17 protein-coding genes are annotated in these 15829 nt (G+C 63.3%); 8 read left to right on the plus strand and 9 right to left on the minus strand.

The genetic code is table 11. The annotated features are described in order from the left end of the window. Positions 1-6: 6 nt before the first annotated feature. Positions 7-1596, minus strand: coding sequence for a DEAD/DEAH box helicase (locus KBY75_RS00890; protein ID WP_255022606.1), 1590 nt, complete (start codon positions 1594-1596; stop codon positions 7-9). 74 nt (positions 1597-1670) lie between these two features. On the opposite strand from KBY75_RS00890, the gene KBY75_RS00895 reads away from it, so the two are divergent. Then, positions 1671-2093: an HNH endonuclease gene (locus KBY75_RS00895; protein WP_255022607.1), complete on the plus strand. Its 423-nt coding sequence runs from the start codon at positions 1671-1673 to the stop codon at positions 2091-2093. Here KBY75_RS00895 and KBY75_RS00900 read toward each other — a convergent pair. Further along, positions 2039-2251, minus strand: coding sequence for a hypothetical protein (locus KBY75_RS00900; RefSeq protein WP_254935293.1), 213 nt, complete (start codon positions 2249-2251; stop codon positions 2039-2041). The genes KBY75_RS00895 and KBY75_RS00900 overlap by 55 nt on opposite strands. 153 nt (positions 2252-2404) lie before the next feature. Between KBY75_RS00900 and KBY75_RS00905 the strand changes: the two genes are divergently transcribed. Together KBY75_RS00905 and pdxA are read left to right on the plus strand one after the other, a co-directional pair. Next, positions 2405-3331, plus strand: coding sequence for an SDR family oxidoreductase (locus KBY75_RS00905; RefSeq protein WP_254935294.1), 927 nt, complete (start codon positions 2405-2407; stop codon positions 3329-3331). 108 nt (positions 3332-3439) lie between these two features. After that, on the plus strand, positions 3440-4465 hold the full coding sequence (pdxA, locus tag KBY75_RS00910; RefSeq protein WP_255022699.1) for a 4-hydroxythreonine-4-phosphate dehydrogenase PdxA: 1026 nt from the start codon (positions 3440-3442) through the stop codon (positions 4463-4465). An 18-nt stretch (positions 4466-4483) separates the two neighbouring features. On the opposite strand, the gene accB is transcribed toward pdxA, so the two are convergent. Next, positions 4484-4963: an acetyl-CoA carboxylase biotin carboxyl carrier protein gene (gene accB / locus KBY75_RS00915; RefSeq protein WP_254935295.1), complete on the minus strand. Its 480-nt coding sequence runs from the start codon at positions 4961-4963 to the stop codon at positions 4484-4486. A 5-nt stretch (positions 4964-4968) separates the two neighbouring features. Beyond that, positions 4969-5529, minus strand: a complete 561-nt coding sequence (gene efp / locus KBY75_RS00920; RefSeq protein WP_106632504.1) for an elongation factor P — start codon at positions 5527-5529, stop codon at positions 4969-4971. A gap of 114 nt (positions 5530-5643) precedes the next feature. On the opposite strand from efp, the gene KBY75_RS00925 reads away from it, so the two are divergent. Then, positions 5644-6747, plus strand: a complete 1104-nt coding sequence (locus KBY75_RS00925; protein WP_255022608.1) for a peptidylprolyl isomerase — start codon at positions 5644-5646, stop codon at positions 6745-6747. Positions 6748-6814: 67 nt separating this feature from the next. Here KBY75_RS00925 and gap read toward each other — a convergent pair whose 3' ends face one another. After that, on the minus strand, positions 6815-7837 hold the full coding sequence (gap, locus tag KBY75_RS00930; protein WP_254935297.1) for a type I glyceraldehyde-3-phosphate dehydrogenase: 1023 nt from the start codon (positions 7835-7837) through the stop codon (positions 6815-6817). Positions 7838-8028: 191 nt separating this feature from the next. Here gap and murC point away from each other — a divergent pair, with 191 nt between their 5' ends. The 3 genes from murC to KBY75_RS00945 are packed head-to-tail and all read left to right on the plus strand — an operon-like array spanning position 8029 to position 10783. Then, positions 8029-9489, plus strand: a complete 1461-nt coding sequence (gene murC, locus KBY75_RS00935; protein WP_255022700.1) for a UDP-N-acetylmuramate--L-alanine ligase — start codon at positions 8029-8031, stop codon at positions 9487-9489. Between the two features lie 5 nt (positions 9490-9494). Continuing rightward, positions 9495-10406 carry a UDP-N-acetylmuramate dehydrogenase gene (gene murB, locus KBY75_RS00940; protein WP_255022609.1) on the plus strand — a complete coding sequence of 304 codons (912 nt, stop codon included), beginning with the start codon at positions 9495-9497 and terminating at the stop codon, positions 10404-10406. Positions 10407-10441: 35 nt separating this feature from the next. After that, a complete protein-coding gene (locus tag KBY75_RS00945) occupies positions 10442-10783 on the plus strand; it encodes a YbaB/EbfC family nucleoid-associated protein (protein ID WP_254935299.1) in 342 nt (113 codons plus the stop codon). Here KBY75_RS00945 and rsgA read toward each other — a convergent pair. Genes rsgA through grpE form a run of 4 tightly spaced genes read right to left on the minus strand, consistent with a single transcriptional unit; the run spans position 10758 to position 13906 of the window. Continuing rightward, positions 10758-11855: a ribosome small subunit-dependent GTPase A gene (rsgA, locus tag KBY75_RS00950; protein WP_396097745.1), complete on the minus strand. Its 1098-nt coding sequence runs from the start codon at positions 11853-11855 to the stop codon at positions 10758-10760. The genes KBY75_RS00945 and rsgA overlap by 26 nt on opposite strands. Then, positions 11845-12105 carry a sulfurtransferase TusA family protein gene (locus KBY75_RS00955; protein WP_254935300.1) on the minus strand — a complete coding sequence of 87 codons (261 nt, stop codon included), beginning with the start codon at positions 12103-12105 and terminating at the stop codon, positions 11845-11847. The genes rsgA and KBY75_RS00955 overlap by 11 nt, the downstream gene beginning before the upstream one ends. Further along, the gene (gene dnaJ / locus KBY75_RS00960) at positions 12102-13217 is read right to left on the minus strand and encodes a molecular chaperone DnaJ (protein ID WP_254935301.1); all 1116 of its coding nucleotides are present in this window, start codon (positions 13215-13217) and stop codon (positions 12102-12104) included. The genes KBY75_RS00955 and dnaJ overlap by 4 nt, the downstream gene beginning before the upstream one ends. Next, entirely contained in the window at positions 13217-13906 is a 690-nt protein-coding gene (gene grpE, locus KBY75_RS00965; protein ID WP_255022610.1) for a nucleotide exchange factor GrpE, read from the minus strand. Before grpE ends, dnaJ begins: the two co-directional genes overlap by 1 nt. An 88-nt stretch (positions 13907-13994) precedes the next feature. Here grpE and KBY75_RS00970 point away from each other — a divergent pair, with 88 nt between their 5' ends. Continuing rightward, positions 13995-15824, plus strand: a complete 1830-nt coding sequence (locus tag KBY75_RS00970; RefSeq protein ID WP_255022611.1) for a GspE/PulE family protein — start codon at positions 13995-13997, stop codon at positions 15822-15824. Positions 15825-15829 lie beyond the last annotated feature (5 nt).

Raw genomic sequence — 15829 nt, forward strand, 5'->3', positions numbered from 1 at the left:
GCAGCCTCACCAGCGACCCATCAGATCTCGCATCATGGCCGGCAAACTGCGGCGCTCCAGCAGCTGGGAGCGGCGCTGCAACAACACGGAGATGCGCTCGGCCTTACTGGCCAGTAAGCCGTCCACCAACTGGTCGGCAACGCCCAGCTGCAGCCAATGGCTGGTCAGGCAGGCCCCCATGCCAATGCGGTGACAGCGATCTTCTGCCTGTTCCGCATCCCCTGGGGTCCAGGGGCGCTCAACTAGCACCACATGCCGCGCCCGGTGCAGGGTGAAGCCCAGGCCCCCAGTGCCATAAGTAGCGATCAGCAGGGAATGGTCACCGCGCTGAAAACCATCAACCTGCGCCTGGCGCTGGGCCGGCGGCAGGGCGCCGGTGAGGACACAACTGTCTTCGAAACTGCGGTGCAACATCTCGGCCGTAGCCACGAAGGCCGTAAACACCACCACCGCCTCGCCCTTGGCCAGCAACGGTGCCACCAGGGCCCGGGTGGCTGGAAGTTTGTAATCGGAGCCGATCTGGCGCAGGGCCGTGAGCACGGCCAGCAGCTCGGCATCGCGGCGCACCTCACCGAGGGCAGCCCGACGGCGATAGTCGTCAACCTTGACCTGCAAGCGGTGCTGAAAGCCTCGAGCCGAGGGCTCATCCAGCTCCACGGGCCAGAGCTGGCGCCGCTTGGGGGGCAGGTCGAGGCAATCCTGCTTACGCCGATGCAGCACCAAGGGCCGCACCAGCCGCTGCAGGTCTTCCAAGTGGCTGGCCCCATTCGCCTGCCAGAGGCGCCGTCCGCCCTGCTCGCGCCAATGACCCTGGCAGAAGAGTTCTTCAAAGGCCCGTTGATCGCGAGCCAGGGGGTGGCCGATCGCCGCCAGCAGGGGAAATAACTGGGCTGGGCGGCCATTTTTCATCGGCGTGCCGGTCAGTAGCCAGATGGCTCGCAGCCGGGGGTGGCGGGCCAGGCGCAGCAGCCCCTGGCTGCGGCGGGTATGGCCGTTTTGGGCGAAGTGGGCCTCATCGGCGATCAGCACGGTGCCGGCGGGCGGCAAGGCGTCGGGAAGCCGGGCCCAGCTGTGCAGCTCCAGATGCAGGCCAAGGCTGGCCGCCTCACCCTGCCAATGGTCGTGCAGACCAACCGGGGCAATCACCAGGATGCGGCAATCGGCTTGGCGCACCATGGCCCGGGCCGCCATCAGGGCCGTGAGCGTCTTACCCAAGCCCATGGCATCCGCCAGCACGGCGCCGCGACGGGCCAGCAGCCAGCGCACCGCGGCCCGCTGATGGGCAAAGAGGAGCCGGCCATCCAGCAGGGGCTGCTCCAAATCTGCCGACGCCACCAACTGCCGATGGGGCGGCAGGGGGGGCAGGGGCTGCTCCAGCCAGGCGAGCCACTGGGCCAGCTCGGGCTGCACAGGAAACCGGCCTGCCAGAGCGTGCTGCAAAGCGACGGCAGCTTCTAGGGGAAATGACCAGCAACGCTGCCGACCCGACCAACTCCCCCGGGGGCGGATCGCCCGCAACTGGGCCTGGGTAACCGCGTCGTAGGGGCTAACTACCTCAATCAAACCCGTCGCCCCCAGCCGCAGCAGACAGCGCATCCGCGGAAGTGCAATCGTCGACACATTGACACCCCATGTGGTGGGGGCAAACTTTGGTCAACCGAGTCGCGCTGATGCAGACCAGGGATGGGGTGTTCCTAGAGGATCTCTGTCCCAAATTGCGCGTCAGACGCTGGCGCCAATCCCTACATCGCATCACCGACCAACACTGCATTTACTGCGGTGAGCGCTCGGAATCAATCGACCACGTGCACCCCCAGAGTCGGGGCGGGCTCAGTGTCACCGAGAACTGCGTGCCAGCCTGTCTGGCCTGTAATGGCGACAAGGGAGATGCGGATGCCTTTGCCTGGTATCGGCGGCAGACCTTTTACGACCCCCGCCGCTCCATGGCGATTCGTGCCTGGACCGATGGAGACCTGCGCCTAGCGATGCGGCTGCTGCAGTGGGTACATCCCGGCCAATTGGAAGAACTGGTGGAACCTCACCAGACCCGGCAGGCCTCGGCGCCGTTGTGGCGCTGGCAGATGGCCTCCTGAACCTGGGGTCCCTCAGGGGCAACCACCAAAGCCAGCAGCAGCAGCACCCCCGCCAACACCGCCGGCACGGCGATCTCACGACGACTGGAGCGGGACCGTTGCCTTGGGGAGACCGGCGTCTTAGAGATTGGTGCCGGGAAGTCAAGAGCAGCCCGCAAGCCTGGCGCAATGGAGCTTGCGGAACGAGAACCTGTACCAGGAAAGGCTGAGACCGGAAAAGCTGAGACCGTGAAAACTGGGACCGTAAAAGCTGGGACCGTGAAAACCGAGACCGTCATGGCGATCACTTCAGGAATAATACAGGTGTACTCATGATCCGGGCACTTGTCAAGCCCGCCCGCCAACTGCTGGTTATCGGCGGCGGATTCACGGGCCTGCGGCTTGCCCAGGCCGCCCAGCGCAGCGGCATGGCGGTTCGCCTCACCAGCCGCCAACCACGTTCCAGCAGCGGCGGCCTGGAGTGGCTCCCCTTCAACAGCTCTTCAGACGGCGTCTCCCTGCCAGCCCCTGGCGCCCTGGCCGGCATCACGGATGTGGTGGTTTGCGTGCCCCCGGATCCAGACCAGGGCGATCCGGTGCTGCGCTTACTAGGACCAAGCCTGCAAGAGCTGCCCCTGCAATGGCTGGGCTATCTCTCCACCACCGGCGTCTATGGCGACACCGCTGGGGCCTGGGTTGACGAAACCGCCCCAACCCCAGCCAGAGCCGGCCGTAGTCAGGCCCGGCTGGCGGCGGAGCAGGCGTGGCTGGCTACAGGGCTACCCGTGCAAATATTCCGGCTGCCAGCCATCTACGGACCCAACCGCTCGCCATTTGCGGCCCTGCAAGCGGGGCAGAGCCGTCTCATTCACAAGCCCGGTCAGGTGTTTTGCCGGGTACATGTCGACGACATCGTCGGCTGCCTGCTGCACTGCCTGGCCCGGCCGCAGGGGGAGCGCCCGACCGTGGTCAATGTGACCGACAACTGCCCCTGCCCCTCCAGCGAGACCCTGGGCTATGCGGCCCACCTGCTGGGGCACAAACTGCCAGCAATGGAGCACTACACCGAGATCGCCGGCAGCATGAGCCCCATGGCCCGCAGCTTCTGGAGCGAAAACCGGCGAGTCAGCAACCAGCTGCTGACCCATCAGCTGGGCTACGAGCTGCGCTATCCCAACTACCGGGAGGGCTACCGGGCCTGCTTAGTGGAGGAGCTAGGTGGCGGGCAGTCCCGCAGATCCCCGGGATCAACCACGTAGGGCAGGCCGAAATCAGCCAGCAACCGCCCCCAACGCAGCTCGATCCAGCCCTTGCTGAGCCCCGTGCCCAGACCCAGCAACAGACCCCCCAGCAACAACCAGCGCAGCATGGGCTCCACCACAAGCGGCCAGGCCCCATCCAACCCCACCCCAGCCCGGCTTGCCATTGCCCTAGGGGATCCTGCCGGCATCGGCGCTGAGGTAACTCTCAAGGCCCTGGCCAGAGAGGAATGGCGCTCCCAGCAGCCCCTACTGGTGGGTTGCCGCCGCTGGCTGGAAACCAGCTATCAGCTGCTCAAGCCCAGCAGCAGGGAACCGCTGCGGGATCCGGCAGAGCTGGAAATTGTCGATCTACCCCTAATGGAGAGCTGCCAGCAAGGACGCAGCACCCCGGCCTGCGGAGCAGCGAGCTTCAACTGGCTCACCGCCGCCGTCGAGCTGGTGCAAAGCGACCGCTGCCGGGCCTTGGTGACAGCGCCAATCGCCAAGGCCAGCTGGCACGATGCCGGCCACCCCTACCCGGGCCAAACCGAGCGGCTGGCGGAACTCAGCGGCAGCCCCGAAGCCTCGATGCTGTTTACCGCGCTAGCACCCGCGGGCCACTGGCGCCTCAACACCCTGCTGGCAACCACCCACATTCCGCTAGCCGCCGTACCCCAACATCTCAATGGAGCCTTGGTGCAACGCAAGCTGGATAAGCTCCTGGCCTTCTGCCAGCGCTTTAACCCAGCCCCCCACCTAGTGGTGGCAGGACTCAATCCCCATGCCGGCGAGGCGGGGCGCCTGGGGCAGGAGGAGAGCGCCTGGTTGGAGGCAGCACTGGAAGCCTGGCGCCGCCAGCATCCAGAGGTGCAGCTCGAGGGGCCGTTACCACCAGACACCTGCTGGCTTAGCGCAGCCGCCGCCTGGCAGGGCCCCAGACCAGGCCCTGATGGCTACCTGGCGCTATATCACGACCAGGGACTGATCCCGGTGAAATTGCTGGCCTTTGATGCCGCCGTCAACACGACCTTGGGGTTGCCGTTTTTGCGCACCTCACCAGATCACGGCACAGGCTTCGCGATCGCTGGCCAAGGCCTAGCCAGGGCCGACAGCATGGCGGCTGCCCTGGTTACGGCAAGGGATCTGGGCTGAGGATTCCAGCGCAACCGATCAGGCCGGCCGCACCCGCATCAACACCTGACCGAATTCCACGGGGGTACCGTTTTCCACCAGGATTTCAACCACCTCACCGCCCACCTCAGACTCCAGCTCATTCATCAGCTTCATTGCCTCAAGAATGCAGACGGTCTGGCCGACTTTGATGCGGGCACCAACTTCCACAAATGGCGCTTCGCCAGGGGCCGCAGCCCGATAGAAGGTGGCCACCATCGGTGCTGTGACCTCAAGCAGGTCGCCGCGGCTGGCAGCAGCCGGTGGCGGTGGAGCCGAGGGTGCAACGGGCAGGGGGGCCGCTGCCTGCAGCACTTGGGCCGGTGCGGCACTGGCCTGAAAAACAGTCGTGGGAGCTGCACTGGGAAGGTTGCGACGCACCTCCAAGCGGAAGTCGTCTCCTTCGAGCTTCAACTCCTGGATGTCGCTCTCGCCAAGCAAGGCGAGAAGGTGCTGAAGCTGGTCGTGGTTGAGCTGCATGGCGATCAGTTCTCCCTGCCCAGATAGCTGTCGGTACGAGTATCGATCTTGATTTTCTCGCCGATCGACAGGAACAGGGGCACCATCACCTGGGCTCCCGTTTCAACGATCGCAGGCTTGGTGCCGCCGGTGGCCGTATCGCCCTTGACGCCCGGATCGGTCTGGGTGATCGCCAGCACTACCGAGTTGGGTAGTTCCACCTCCAAGGGTTTGCCGTTCCAGGCCACCACGTTCACCTCCATGCCCTCCTTGAGGTACTTGCGGCTGTCACCAATCTGTTTGGCCGTCAGCCGGGTTTCCTCGTAGCTGCCCATGTCCATGAACACGTAGTCGTCACCCTCCATGTAGGTGTGCTGGAGGGTGCTCTTTTCGAGAATGGCTTGGGGCAGCATCTCGCCGGCGCGAAAGGTCTTCTCCACGACGTTGCCGCTCTGCACCGCCTTGAGCTTGGTGCGCACGAACGCCGATCCCTTGCCGGGCTTGACGTGCAAAAACTCAACGACCCTCCAGACCTGGCCATCCAGCTCAATTGAGGTACCGGTTCGAAAGTCGTTGCTGGAGATCATTCCGGCGGTTCAGATCTGGGGGATTGTAAGGCTGGCTACCGGAACGGGCCTCTACGGGACCATTCCGGAGGCCCTGAAGTTGTGCCAAAGTCCGCTCAACGACAGGGTGTTGCCATGGCACGGGGCCAATCCAGCTGGGCGAATGGCTCAACGTGGGCGCGCTGGTTTGCTGGTGTGGCCAGCTTGATGCTGGTTGTGCTGCTCGCTGCCCCCACCGCCTGGGCTGCCCTGCCCCAGGGCAACGCCGTAACCGACCCGGCAGCGCTGCTGCGCAATGCCTTGCCAATCAAGGCCCCCGACCTGCAGGAGCTTCAGCATCGCCTCGAGGCCACCAGCGACGACCTGCGCGCTAAGCGCTGGCCAGCCCTAGCCAGCTCCGTGCGGCGCTGCATTTCCCTACTGGGCAGCCGCAAGGCAGCCATGCTCGAAGGCTTCGATGCCACAGCGAAAACCGAGGCCACAGCTCTGCTGGAGCAGGTCGGAGAGCAACTGCAAGTGCTCGCCGCCGCCACCGAAAGCCAGGAGCGCGACCCCTTCCTGGCAGCCCGCCGTGAGGCCCTCAACAGCATCGGCAAAGCCGAAGACCTGCTGGTGGGGCCGTTCCCTTATCAAATTCCGGCTGAATTTGCCGATTTGCCCAGGCTATTGGGCCGGGCAACCGTGCAGCTCACCACCACTAAAGGCGACCTAACCGCAGTTGTGGACGGTTACAACGCGCCCCTCACCGCCGGCGCCTTTGTTGATCTGGTGCAACGCGGCTTCTACGACGGACTGCCCTTCATTCGCGCCGAAGATTTTTACGTGCTGCAAACCGGCGATCCGGAAGGCCCAAATGATGGCTACATCGACCCGAAAACCAAAACGGAGCGCAAGGTGCCGCTAGAGATCAAGGTGCCAGGCCAGAGCGAGCCCTTCTACAACCAAACCTTCGAAGACCTCGGCATGTTCAAGGCCGCACCAGAACTGCCCTTCTCCACCAAGGGCACCCTGGGCTGGGCCCACTCCGATGAAGTGCTAAACGACGGCTCCTCCCAGTTCTTCCTCTTCCTGTTCGAACCTGAACTGACCCCTGCCGGCCTAAACCTGATCGACGGCCGCTACGCCGCTTTCGGTTATGTGGTGGATGGCTTTGATGTTCTTGAAGAACTCACCGCTGACGACGGCATCGTCAAAGCACGAGTGCTATCAGGATCCGAAAATCTCCAGCCCCATAGCTGAACTTGCAATCTCAGCATTAAAAAAGCCGCCCTTGAGGGCGGCCTAAGAGTTGGACGTTTGGCTCAGCTCACTTCCATTGCTTGGCAACAATTTCAGCCAGATCAACAACCCGCTGGCTATAACCCCACTCGTTGTCGTACCAGGCGATAACCTTCAACATGTTGCCGCCCATTACAAGAGTGAGCTCAGAATCAATGATCGTTGATTCGTCGGTACCGGCATGATCGCTGGAAACCAAAGGTAGATCGCAATACTTAATGATGCCCTTCATGGCATTTTCCGATGAAGCCTTCAATAGGGCATTCACCTCCTCCTTGGTGGTGTCGCGGCTGATATCAAGCACCATGTCAACCACCGAGACGTTCGGGGTTGGCACTCGCATAGCGATACCGCTGAGCTTGCCCTTCATCGGCGGATAGACCAGCGCCACAGCCTGGGCCGCGCCGGTACTTGTAGGCACAATATTGACCGCAGCGGCCCGGGCACGACGCAGGTCGCGGTGGGCCGCATCCAAGATGCGCTGGTCACCGGTGTAGCTGTGGGTGGTCGTCATCGTGCCCTTGACGATGCCGAATGCTTGATCCAGCACTTTCACCACAGGAGCCATGCAGTTGGTGGTGCAGCTGGCGTTGCTGAGAATGTCCCAATCTTCGTGGCGGTATTGATCGGCGTTAACGCCCACCACAAACGTGCCAACTTTTGCGCCCTTGCCAGGTGCCGTGAGAATTACCTTTTTGGCACCAGCCTCGAAGTGCTTACTGGCGCCAACATCGTCGTTAAACACGCCGGTGGACTCAATCACCAGATCAACGCCCCATTCCTTCCAGGGAAGGTTGGCGGGATTGCGGTCGTAGAAGGTTTTGATCGTCTTGCCGTTGAGGACGATCGTGTCCTCGGTGGTGGTGACTTCCACGCCCCGCAGGGGGCCGAGCATGGAGTCGTACTTGAGCAGGTGGGCCATGGTGTTGGTGTCACCGGAGCCATTGATGCCCACCAGTTCGATGCCGGTGTTGGCCCCACGGCTCAGCCAGCAGCGGGTGAAGTTGCGACCGATCCGGCCAAATCCATTAATCGCAACGCGCAGAGTCATGGCCGATCACGGCAAAAGCCGCTAGCGAAGGTGGTTTTGGCTGCAGATCATACAGAAATTGATCCGGTCTCCCCTCTTGCAGGAAGGGCGCACGCCGAGGACCATGCGCAAACGCGCAGCATCTCGTAAAGGTTTTCGGGCTGTTGTCAGCTTAATTTTGTGATCACCTGAACCCTGATTTGGAGTTGCGTTTGGCGCCCCTGCTCGATCGTCACCAACCGCTCCACTTCATTGGGGTTGGCGGCATCGGCATGTCTGCCCTAGCGGGGATCCTGGCGGAAAGGGGCTACGCGGTAAGTGGCTCCGACCCCAGGGAAAACGCCGTGATCGACCGCTTGCGGCGTCTGGGGGTGCGGGTGTTTTTAGAGCAGAATGCCGCCACGGTTGCTGCTATTCGCAGTGGAACCTCGGTCTCACCTCAAGTGGTGATTAGCTCCGCCGTACCAGAGACCAACCCGGAGCTCCTGGAGGCCCGTCACATGGGCCTGGCGATCTGCCACCGCTCCGACGTGCTGGCCGCCCTGATCAATAGCCAGGACTCCATCGCCGTAGCCGGAAGCCATGGCAAAACCACTACCAGCACCCTGATCGCCACCCTGCTAGCGGCCACCCAACACGACCCCACCGCAGTGATAGGCGGGATCGTGCCCGCCTTTGGCAGCAACGGTCGCCATGGCGAGGGCAGGCTGCTGGTGGCGGAGGCGGATGAATCGGACGGCTCCTTGGTGAAATTCCGCTCATCCCTCGGCGTGCTCACCAACGTCGAACTCGACCACACGGACCACTACCCCGACCTCGAAGCCCTGATCACCACCCTGCAAAGATTCGCCGGCAACACATCAAGGCTCCTGGCAAACCACGACGACCCGGTGCTGCGCGAGCGGTTCAAAGCCAGCCATTGGTGGTCGATCGAAAGCGCCGCAGGCGTCTCCTTTGCAGCGATTGCCCAAGAGCAAAGGGGTGACGGCACCGTTGCCGACTTCTTTGAAAACGGTGAACTGGTGGGCCGCTTTGAACTGCCCTTGCCCGGTCGTCACAACCTCAGCAACGCGGTTGCGGCCATGGCCGCCTGCCGGCTGGAGGGGGTTTCATTTGCCGAGCTGAGCGAAGCGGTAGCCGCCCTCCAGGCCCCAGGACGGCGCTTTGATTTCCGCGGTTTGTGGCAGGGCCGGCTGGTGGTCGACGACTACGCCCACCACCCCAGCGAGGTGGCCGCAACCCTGGCCATGGCCAGGCTGATGGTGGACAGCGGCCGCAGCGGCCTGCCCGTGGCGCCACGGCGTTTAGTTGCAGTGTTTCAGCCCCATCGCTACAGCCGCACAGCCCAGTTTCTGGATGGCTTTGCAGCGGCCCTGTCGGAAGCCGATTCCGTGCTGATCGCGCCCCTCTACGCCGCTGGTGAAGCGCCGATTCCAGGCATCTCCAGCGCCGCCATGGCCGAGGCGGTGCGGCAGCTGGCACCCAACCTGCCGGTAGCGGTGGCAAACACTCTCGACGAGCTCGCCGCCCAGGTGGCCGCCAAGAGTCAAGAGGGTGATCTGGTGATCGCCATGGGTGCAGGGGACGTCAACAGCCTCTGGGAACGCCTCGAACAGCACCAGCAAGCAGTTGACAGCGCCAACGCTGCCTCTGCAGCCCCCCTGGCGGCCTGAGCCTGATGATTGCGGCCCCTAGCTGCCACCCTGGCCTACGCCAAGGGGTTGGGCTTCAGCCCTTCACCACCTGGAAGGTGGGAGGTCCAGCGGAGTGGTTTGCCGAGCCTGGAGACCGCGATGAGCTGATTTCTCTGGCGGCCTGGGCCCGGGCCCAGGGCCTGTCCTTGCGCTGCATCGGCGCAGGCTCCAACCTGCTGATCGCCGATAGCGGCCTGCCCGGCCTCACCATCTGCAACAGGCGGCTACAGGGGAGCCGGCTCGACGCCGCCAGCGGCCTGGTGGAAGCGGAAGCCGGAGAACCGATCCCCACCCTGGCCCGCAAAGCAGCCCGGCTTGGCCTGAGCGGCCTGGAGTGGGCCGTGGGCATCCCAGGCACCGTGGGGGGCGCGGTGGTGATGAATGCGGGCGCTCAAGGCGGCTGCACGGCCGAATGTTTGCACTCGGTGCGGGTGCTGGACCCGGCCAATCCCGCAACGCCCTTCGAGCTGGAAGCCCGGGAACTGGACTTCGCCTATCGCCACAGCCGCCTCCAGGCGGAGACCTGGATCGTGCTGGCAGCCACCTTCCAGCTGGAGGCCGGCCACGACCCCGCAGCCATCACCTCGCGCACCAGTGCCAATCTGCACAGCCGCACCAGCACCCAGCCCTATCAACAGCCCAGCTGCGGCAGTGTTTTTCGCAACCCAGAACCACAGAAAGCGGGGCAGCTGATCGAAGCGCTGGGCCTAAAAGGACTGCAGATCGGTGATGCCCAAGTTTCGCCAATCCACGCCAATTTCATCGTCAACATTGGCCAGGCCAGCGCCAGTGACATCGATGCCTTAATCGCAGAAGTGCAACGCCGGGTGCTGGCCAGCCACGGCCTGACCCTCCACCCTGAGGTAAAGCGGCTGGGTTTCGGCCCGGAGCACTAGCTGCCCCTTAGCCTGAGCCGAGCAATTTCTAGGGCATGGCTGGCTTCGGACTCCCCAACTTCGGTCAGCTCACCGAGGCCTTCAAGAAGGCCCAGGAGCTGCAGCAAAACGCCCAGAAGCTCCAGGAAGAACTTGATGCAATGGAACTGGAGGGCCGCAGCGCCGACGGCCGGGCCAGCATCTGGCTCACGGGCAACCAGCAACCGCTGCGAGTACAACTGGCCCCCGAACTGATCGCCGAAGGGGCTGCCGCCAGCGAGGCCGCCGTGCTGGATGCATTGCAAGCCGCCTACGAGCTGTCCACCGGCACGATGAAAGGCCGCATGGAAGAGCTCACCGGTGGCCTGAATCTCAATCTGCCAGGTCTGGGCGGCTGAAATCCGTCGTTTTTCCAGTGCCAGCCTGGCCGTCCTCTTCCCCATCCAGCAGCTGCTGACGCTGGCGACGCCGGGAGAGCTGCCGCAATCCGGGCGCCAGGCGGGGCTCTAGACCCTGACCGCGGCGGCGCAGCCCCGACCCGTCTGGGGAGTCCGCAACCCAGCCCGTTCGCTCGCCATCCAGCAGCAGGTCGCTCAGGCACTGGGCATAAAGGGGGTACCGCTCCCAATCGGAGCCAACGGCGCAGCCGGGGTCGCCCTGGTGCAAGCAATTGCTGAAGCGGCAGCAGCCCAAGCCCAGGCGTTGCCGAATCTCCGGGAACAGGGGGCCTAAGGCAAAGGGGTCGGAAGGCAGCCGCGGCCTATTGAATCCAGGCGTGTCGGCCAGCAGGGCTCCGGGTGCCAAGGGGAAAAGCTCCACGTGGCGGGTGGTGTGGCGGCCCCGCTGCAGCCGCCCTGACACCGCCGCCACCCGCAGGCCCAGCTCGGGGCAAAGACCGTTGAGCACGCTGCTCTTCCCCACCCCAGAAGGTCCACAAAGCACCGCGATACCTGGCTGGGCCAGCCGCTGCAGCAAAGGCTCCATGCCCTCGCCACTACTGGTAGATACCGCCAGGGCGTCGTAACCCCAGGCAGCAGCTCGCTGGCACCAACTGGCCACCTCGTCAGGCGAAACCAGATCCGCCTTGGAGAACAGCAACTGCACCGGCCGGCCCGTCGCCTCAGCCGTCAACAAAAAGCGTGTGAGCTGGAGCAGGTCCAGCTCTGGCTCCGCCAGCGCCACCACCACGACCACGAGGGCCACGTTGGCCACGGCGGGCCGCTCAAGCAGGCTCTGACGCGGCTCCAGGGCCGCCACAGCCGCCCGGCCAGCAGGCCAGTCGATGCCATCCACCCAGACGCGATCGCCCACGGCGATGGTTTGGCCGCTTTTGCCAAGGCGGGTGCGCCGGGTGCACAAAAGTCGACTCAGGCCGGTGGGCCCTACCTGATCCAGTTCCACCCAGCAGTAATTGGCCAGCAGAGCCACCACCTGCCCCATTAGGCGCAATCGCCCAGGCTCAACCCCCATGACAACGAACCTGCAGCCGCACGGCTCCTTGTTGCTCCGGGTGATCGCAACAGGTAACTCCATGACCTGAGCTCTCCAGCCCCTGGGTCACCTGCTGCTGGGGCTCTCCCCGATCTAGGTCCACCTGCAGGATCTGGCCAGGAAGCAAACGCTCCAGGGCCAGCTTGGTGCGAATGAAGTTGAGCGGACAAGCAATGCCACGCAGATCAAGCTGGGCATCTGGGTTGCCGTCTGCCCAACCGGCGCTCAACCGAAGAGGCCCCCAAACAAACCGCTCTTATGGGGATGCTTGTGGCCCTTGCTGGTGTGGTGGCCGGCCAGCTGCTCCAGCAACTCCCGCTCCTCAGCATTGAGCTTGGTGGGCAGCTGCACCTTGATGCTGACTAGGTGGTTGCCTCGGGCCACCGGATTGCCCAACTTGGGCACCCCCTTGCTCTGCAGGGTGAGAACCGCTCCGGGCTGGGTGCCAGCTGGAATCTCTAACGACTCCTGGCCGTCCACCGTGTCTACCTCGATGGTGTCGCCCAAAATGGCCTGGAGGTAATTGAGCGTCACCTCCGAGTGGATGTGGATGCCATCGCGGCGCAAGCCGGCAGCCGATTGAACGCTTAGGAACACATAGAGATCGCCGGCGGGTCCACCCCGCTGGCCCGCATTGCCCTCATTTGCCACCCGCAGCCGGGTGCCGGAATCAACCCCAGCTGGGATGTTGATGCGCAGCTTTTTACGCACCTGCTGCAGACCCTGGCCACCGCAGGCGCCGCAGGGGTCGGCAATCACCTGGCCGCTGCCCTCACAGGTGGGACAAGCCGCCACCTGGGTAAAACTGCCGAATGGGGTGCGAGTGGCCCGACGCACCTGGCCGGCGCCGCCACAGGTGCCGCAGCTTGTGGGTCCACTGCCCGACTTGGCACCGGAGCCCTGGCAGGTGCTGCAGGTTTCGAGATGCCGAATCTGCACCTCCTTCTCGATACCAAATACCGCCTCTTGGAAGTTGATGGTGAGGTCGAGGCGCAGGTCATCGCCTTGACGGGGACCACGCCGCCGCGGACCTGCTCCAGCACCCGCCCCCCCAAAGCCACTGAAGAAGGTCTCAAACAGGTCGGCAAAGCCGCCCATGTCGCCCATATCAGGCGCGCCGCCGCCACCTAGACCCGCCTCACCAAACTGGTCGTAACGGGCGCGAGTCTGGGGATCGCTGAGCACCTCGTAGGCCCGGCCGATCTCCTTGAATTTGTCTTCAGCCCCAGGATCTTTGTTGACATCCGGGTGGTACTGCCGGGCCATCCGCCGGTAGGCCCGCTTCAAAGTGTCTGGATCGGCGTCGCGGGCGGTGCCGAGCAGGTCGTAGTAGTCGGCCATCAGCCGTCCTGCTCCTCAGCCTGGCCATTCTCAGCTGCTTGGCAGCCAGCAGCTTGGGAGCCTGCAGTGACGGCGCCGGAACCAGGCCCCATCGATACCTTGACCAGGGCGTGGCGCAGCACCCGACCATTTAAGTGGTAGCCGCGCTGCAACTCCTCGATCACCACATCTTCGGCATGGGTCTCGCTGGGTTCACGCAAAACCGCCTCATGCAAATTGGGATCGAAGGGTTCACCCTCTACACGCATTGGTGAAACCCCCAGCTGCTTGAACACATCCACCAGCTGCTTGTAGAGGCCCTGATAGCTGCGATGCAACGCCTGAGCTTCCTCGTGCTGGGGATTCAACTGCTGCCTTGCCCGGTCGAAGTTGTCGACCACCGGCAAAATTTCACCCAAGGTGGCGCAGGTGATCTGGAGGCGTAGGTCTTCGCTGTCGCGGCTTTGGCGCTTGCGGAAGTTGTCGAAGTCGGCAGCCAGGCGCATGTATTGGCCGTTGAGGGCCTCATGCTCTGCCTTGAGTGCGGCCAGCTGGCCAGCCAGATCGGAACCCTGATCAGAAATCTGGTCAGAGCCTGCCTCCTGGCCTGCCTCCATCTCCGGAGTAGCCGGAATCTCGCTGGGATCAGCTGCCTGGGGCGCCCCAGCTCCCAGGTTGCTGTCACCGCTCATCGAGGTGTCACCGCTCATGGCTGACAAGGTCGGACTTTGGTTCTAGACATGTTGAAGCTCAAGGCCTACCTCCCACAAGCGGCGGAAGCCCGCACCTTCTGGCTCCATGACCCTCACCCCTTCCCGCCCCGTCCCTGAAGCCAGCAGCGAAGAGCAGCAGCGTCTAGAGGTTGAGCTACTGATTGGTGAGCCGGTGCTGCAAGCAATCGAGTTGCAGGCCCTTGGTCAAGACTTACTTTTTACGGGCAAAGGGCTGCCAGAGGCGCGCTGGCGCGAACTGGGCGCCTTGCCCCTTCAAGAAGCCAATGGAAGATTGGTAGTTGCCGTACCGAGCAACTGGGGGCCCCAGCAACGCCAGAATTTAAGTGAGGAATTGCAACGTGCCGGCTTCAACGCGGAGCTGAAGTTGGCCTTAGCGACAAATCTCACAACTGCGCTCACGCCAAAAGCACCAACTCCTTCTCCCGCAGCCTCCAGACCAGCCCAACCACGACCACCTGCAAGCTTTAACGCCCCCCGCTCCTTAACCAAAGACCTAGGCATCCCGGGCACCTCCGAAGGACAGCTGCAAGAGGTCGCCGATGTCGAAGATCTGGAGATCAATGCGGCAGCTGCCAGCAGCAGTGCCAATGCGTCACCAATCGTCAGCTTGGTGGACCGGATCCTGATCGAGGCTCTTACCTCTGGAGCCAGTGATATTCACGTGGAACCCCAGGAAAACACCCTGGAAATCCGCTTTCGCCTCGACGGTGTACTGCAGAAGCACTTTGAGGATCTGCCAAAGAGCCTGACGCCAGCCGTCACATCACGCATCAAAATCATGGCGGAGCTGGACATCGCCGAACGGCGATTGCCTCAAGACGGCCGCATCAGGCGGATGTTCCGCGGCCGCAAAATGGATTTCCGGGTTAGTACTTTACCCAGCCGTAACGGTGAAAAAATATGCTTGCGCCTACTCGACAGCGGCGCCACCCAGCTCGGCCTGGAAACCCTGATCACCGATGCGGATGCCCGGAGAACCCTGCGAGATCTGGGATCTAAGCCCTACGGAATGATTCTGGTGACGGGCCCGACCGGCTCGGGAAAGTCAACCACCCTCTACGCCCTACTGGCTGAGCGCAACGATCCAGGCATCAACATTTCGACGGTTGAAGACCCGATCGAATACACCCTGCATGGCATCACCCAAACCCAAGTAAATCGGGAGAAGGGGCTCGATTTCAGTACGGCGCTACGTGCCTTTATGCGCCAGGACCCCGACGTTTTGCTGGTGGGTGAAACCCGCGACTTGGAGACAGCCAAAACAGCGATCGAGGCCGCACTTACTGGCCACCTAGTGATGACAACCCTGCACTGCAACGACGCAGCCAGCGCCATCGCCCGCCTCGATGAAATGGGTGTGGAGCCCTTCATGGTGAGCGCATCACTACTGGGCATCGTGTCCCAGCGGCTGCTGCGACGGGTGTGCTCGGCCTGCCGAATCAGTTACACCCCCAATCCGGAAGAATTAGCCCGTTTTGGTCTGCTGAGTAGCCACGAAACCGCGGTGACCTTCTTCAAGGCCAACACCCAGAACCGCAACCAGGAAGGTTGCTGCCCTGCTTGCAACGGAGCCGGCTACAAAGGAAGAATCGGTGTCTACGAAATCCTACGCATGACGGACACCTTGGCAGCAGCTGTCGCCAAGAGGGAAACCACCGATGTACTGCGGCGAATGGCGCTTGAAAACGGCATGAAAACCCTTTTGGGCTACGGGCTGCAGCTAGTGCGCGAAGGTCACACAACCCTGGCCGAGGTCGAACGGATGCTGCTCACTGATTCGGGGCTGGAATCAGAACGCCGCTCCAAGTCACTGAGCACCCTCACCTGCAGCAGCTGCGGCGCCGGGCTCCATGACGATTGGCTCGAATGTCCCTACTGTCTAACCAGCCGCTGAGCGCC

This window comes from Cyanobium sp. T1G-Tous, assembly GCF_024345455.1.
Taxonomy (GTDB): Bacteria; Cyanobacteriota; Cyanobacteriia; order PCC-6307; family Cyanobiaceae; genus Cyanobium_A.

Bases quoted from the DNA above. Each gene is read 5' to 3' on its own strand.
- KBY75_RS00905 (WP_254935294.1), top strand. From the start codon at position 2,405: ATGATCCGGGCACTTGTCAAGCCCGCCCGCCAACTGCTGGTTATCGGC.
- KBY75_RS00925 (WP_255022608.1), top strand. From the start codon at position 5,644: ATGGCACGGGGCCAATCCAGCTGGGCGAATGGCTCAACGTGGGCGCGC.
- KBY75_RS00945 (WP_254935299.1), top strand. From the start codon at position 10,442: ATGGCTGGCTTCGGACTCCCCAACTTCGGTCAGCTCACCGAGGCCTTC.
- pdxA (WP_255022699.1), top strand. From the start codon at position 3,440: ATGGGCTCCACCACAAGCGGCCAGGCCCCATCCAACCCCACCCCAGCC.
- KBY75_RS00895 (WP_255022607.1), top strand. From the start codon at position 1,671: ATGCAGACCAGGGATGGGGTGTTCCTAGAGGATCTCTGTCCCAAATTG.
- rsgA (WP_396097745.1), bottom strand. From the start codon at position 11,855: ATGGGGGTTGAGCCTGGGCGATTGCGCCTAATGGGGCAGGTGGTGGCT.
- KBY75_RS00970 (WP_255022611.1), top strand. From the start codon at position 13,995: ATGACCCTCACCCCTTCCCGCCCCGTCCCTGAAGCCAGCAGCGAAGAG.
- murB (WP_255022609.1), top strand. From the start codon at position 9,495: ATGATTGCGGCCCCTAGCTGCCACCCTGGCCTACGCCAAGGGGTTGGG.
- dnaJ (WP_254935301.1), bottom strand. From the start codon at position 13,217: ATGGCCGACTACTACGACCTGCTCGGCACCGCCCGCGACGCCGATCCA.
- grpE (WP_255022610.1), bottom strand. From the start codon at position 13,906: ATGAGCGGTGACACCTCGATGAGCGGTGACAGCAACCTGGGAGCTGGG.
- gap (WP_254935297.1), bottom strand. From the start codon at position 7,837: ATGACTCTGCGCGTTGCGATTAATGGATTTGGCCGGATCGGTCGCAAC.
- accB (WP_254935295.1), bottom strand. From the start codon at position 4,963: ATGCAGCTCAACCACGACCAGCTTCAGCACCTTCTCGCCTTGCTTGGC.
- KBY75_RS00890 (WP_255022606.1), bottom strand. From the start codon at position 1,596: ATGCGCTGTCTGCTGCGGCTGGGGGCGACGGGTTTGATTGAGGTAGTT.
- efp (WP_106632504.1), bottom strand. From the start codon at position 5,529: ATGATCTCCAGCAACGACTTTCGAACCGGTACCTCAATTGAGCTGGAT.